Annotated in this window: 2 protein-coding genes; both read left to right on the forward strand. The window is 57.4% G+C overall.

Going from position 1 to position 3,276, the window contains the following annotated elements; genetic code table 11:
* The coding region (locus ACTJI4_RS18240) for a VENN motif pre-toxin domain-containing protein (RefSeq protein WP_440870143.1) at positions 1-2,024 on the forward strand (2,024 nt) is incomplete at its 5' end.
* A gap of 428 nt (positions 2,025-2,452) precedes the next feature.
* Entirely contained in the window at positions 2,453-2,851 is a 399-nt protein-coding gene (locus tag ACTJI4_RS18245) for a hypothetical protein (protein WP_440870144.1), read from the forward strand.
* Positions 2,852-3,276 lie beyond the last annotated feature (425 nt).

Below are 3,276 nucleotides of genomic sequence, written 5' to 3' on the forward strand. Positions count from 1 at the left end.
ACGGCAGCTACAAGGGCGTGGGGCAGCAGTCCGGCCTGTTCGCCGGAGACGGCGGTTACCACGTGGACGCCGGGCATGTGAACCTGATCGGCGGCGCCATTGCCAGTACCAATGCCGCTGGCAGCGAGCTGACAGCTGAAACCCTCACCTTCACCGATCTCAAGAATGAGATGGATTACCGAGCAAGCTCTGCGGGCATCAGCGGTGGCTTTGGCTTTACTGGCAAGGGAGCCACCGACGCCAGCGGCAATCCAGCGCCCGCACCAGGGGCGGCCGGCCAGTTCAAAGACATCGGCAATACGATCCGTAACGGTGAGTATGGCGCAGCCAACAGCGCGTCATTCAGCCCGGGCATCCCAATGTCCGAGAGTGGTCACGACAGCTCTACCACCTATGCAACCTTGACTGGCGGCGACATTACCATCGGGGGCAAGAAGGTAGATGCTGCCGATCTAGGCGTGAACACCGACGCCAGTGCTGCGCACCAAGCGCTTGAAGGGTTGCCAGACTTGCAGAAAATACTGCAGGAACAGCGCGCCATGGCGCAGGCTACCGGTACGGTCGTGGATGCCGGGATGCGCATTCGCGCGGATATCAATGCATCGATCGACAATGCAAAGGAGCGTAGGGACGGCGCCAACGAGTTGCTGAGTGATCCTGGTTCGCGCGATTCGATGACTCAGGAACAGCGAGACCAACTCCTAATGACTGCTATTGAGGCCAATCAGGAAATTGACCGTCTCCAGAAGGCGGGAGTGCTTGTAGGTGCCATCACCGGGGGTCTGGCCGCTTCGTCAGGAACCGCTGGACAGATTGTGGCGGGAACGCTTGCGCCAGCGGTCTCCTACCAGATCGGTCAGTATTTCAAAGACAACGCCGCGCTGAACAAGAATGATAACGGCAACCGTGCCGTCGAAGGCAGCGCGACCCACCTGCTTGCGCACGCGCTGCTCGGGGCGGCAGTCGCGTCATCGGGCGGCGACAGCGCTTTGATCGGCGCACTGGCGGCTGGCAGTGCCGAGGCAGCGGCGCCCGCGATAGCAAAGTTGCTATTCGGGAGGGACAGTAAGGACCTGACCGCCGCCGAGCAGGACACGGTCAGCGCTATCACCGGTGTTGGCGGTGCTATGTTGGGTATGTTCCGCGACGGTCTATCGGGCGCTGCAGCCGGTGGCACCGCTGCGAAGAACGCAGTCGACAATAACTGGGGCGAGGTGGGTCACTACTCAACAGTGGCAACAATCCTCTACCTGGGTGGGTTTGATGAAAATCTTGCGAAGGCGGTTGCATTAGGTGCTTGGTCGCCGGATACGGACCACCGTAACGCGATCACGACCGAGAACGTGACAAAGGGAAGGGATCCAGACGAGCCGCAGATGTACTACCATGGCCTTGACGGCGAAGTAGACCCGGAGAAGGTAAAGGAAGCTCAGGTCTACTGGGGTAAGAAGGTGGGCAACATCCTGAAGGCACTGGTGATGTTTGAGAACTATCCGGCTCTACAGGAAAAGCTCATGAACGATCCGAAAACTCAGCGTGCACTGCACCTTTTCGGGGACTCTTATGCTCACGTCAAAGAGGACGGCACCCATTTCTCCCCTGTGTATGGTCATGCCTGGGATTCCAAGCTCGGAACCGACCCAGACAGCCCATACGAACACAAGGAGGCGTATATCCAGTATGCGACGGCTCTCTACGAGCTCGCAGCGGCAGCCTCGAAGGAAGCGCCCCGCAGGGACTCGGCCTATGTTCGTGACATGGCCCAGAGCGTAACCGGCTATTGGGATGAGGCTTACCAGAAACAGGTCCTTGATAACGCCGCAAGCCTCTTCACTGGAGGACGCACATCGGGTTTGGTGAATTCACCCATCAAGGACTGCGGACTACTTCAGAACTGCCTCTTCAAGCTGCCTGCGAACACCGCGAATCCATTGATAAAGCAGCTTCTCAATCCTGATAAAAATCTGGATAACCCGGCCCCGCCGGTCATCGACTGGACCAAGTTTGGTACCAGACTGTGGTGAGAGTTCTCAGAATTCTGGAGTCGAAATGAAAGGGTTCAAACGAACGATTCTGGCGTGGGTTTACCATTTCCTGTGGCTGCTTTGCCTAGTGGTGGAATCAGTCTCTGCCTATTCTCATTGGAATCGACGTTCCAGGCTGATGGCGGAGCTTCTATCCACTCAGTACGGCGACTGGGTTCGACTGGCGGCTGCAATCGCCACGCTGTCGTTCCCCGTACTGGTTTGCATCCTGGTCGTGCGTATGCGGAACTGGAGGTGGTCACGGGTCGGGGAAGTTGTCCTGGCATTGATCGTCATCCCCATGTTTCTGTACAACCTTTCGTTCGTGAGCTCATAAGCGACGTTGTGGGCCACACGTTGTCTGGCGATGCACCCTTATCTGCCCGTAGTCGCCTTGGTAGGCCCAGGCTCATCTGCCAGGGAAGCACGTGAGCGCCGGTATGCGAACTTTAGTTGATGCGTTCTACTATCTTTGCTGGTCAGTGTGCGCAGTGCTGTTTTGGGCAGTGGCATACAACCGATATACGTCAGGGGCGTTGGATCTGTACGACATCCATGACCTTGATCCGGAGCTGGTGATCCGGGTGATGCAGGCGGGTGTGGCGCTGCTGTTGGTCCAGACAATTGCAATCATCGTAAGGATCAAGCGGTGGAAGAAGGAGCGCATTCTGGAGATCGCGTTATCGCTGCTCGCGTGGCCCCATTTCTGTACAACGTTTCCTTCGTTCGCGGCTAATCAGGAGGCCTGGATGCCATCCGTCCCGTATGAAGTCATCGTCGAAGGAGATGAAACACGAATATCATTGATGAGGGCATGGCGTTCGTGATGCGACCTGCACTCGGTCCTCTTGGTCTCGATCCTGTTGCTACCACTCTTGACGACGGTCCTGCTGACCCGAGCGGTGATGTACCGCCGGCTCCAGAAGTGGGAGACGCTTCTGGCGACAGGTTCCTGGTTTACGTTTCTGAGTTCTGCAACATTCTTTCCGTCGTCATAGCATGCAAGTGGCGTTGATCACTATGTATGGATTCGCGAACCCGCGATGATCTTCAACTTTGGAGTTGTGTAGTAATGAATGGAACGGTTCTTCCAGCGTGGTTGCATTCAATCGTATTTGCGGTGTTGTCGATATACATGTTCATGCTCCGAGCGGCCTGAAACGCGACGCGCCGAGTGAGGCGCAGCTGGCCAGCGCTGTGGGCAGCCTGGGCGGCAACGTGAACCTGGGCGCGGGCGGCAAGTACACCCAGA

The sequence above is a fragment of the Stenotrophomonas sp. 22385 genome (assembly GCF_052045085.1).
Taxonomy (GTDB): Bacteria; Pseudomonadota; Gammaproteobacteria; order Xanthomonadales; family Xanthomonadaceae; genus Stenotrophomonas.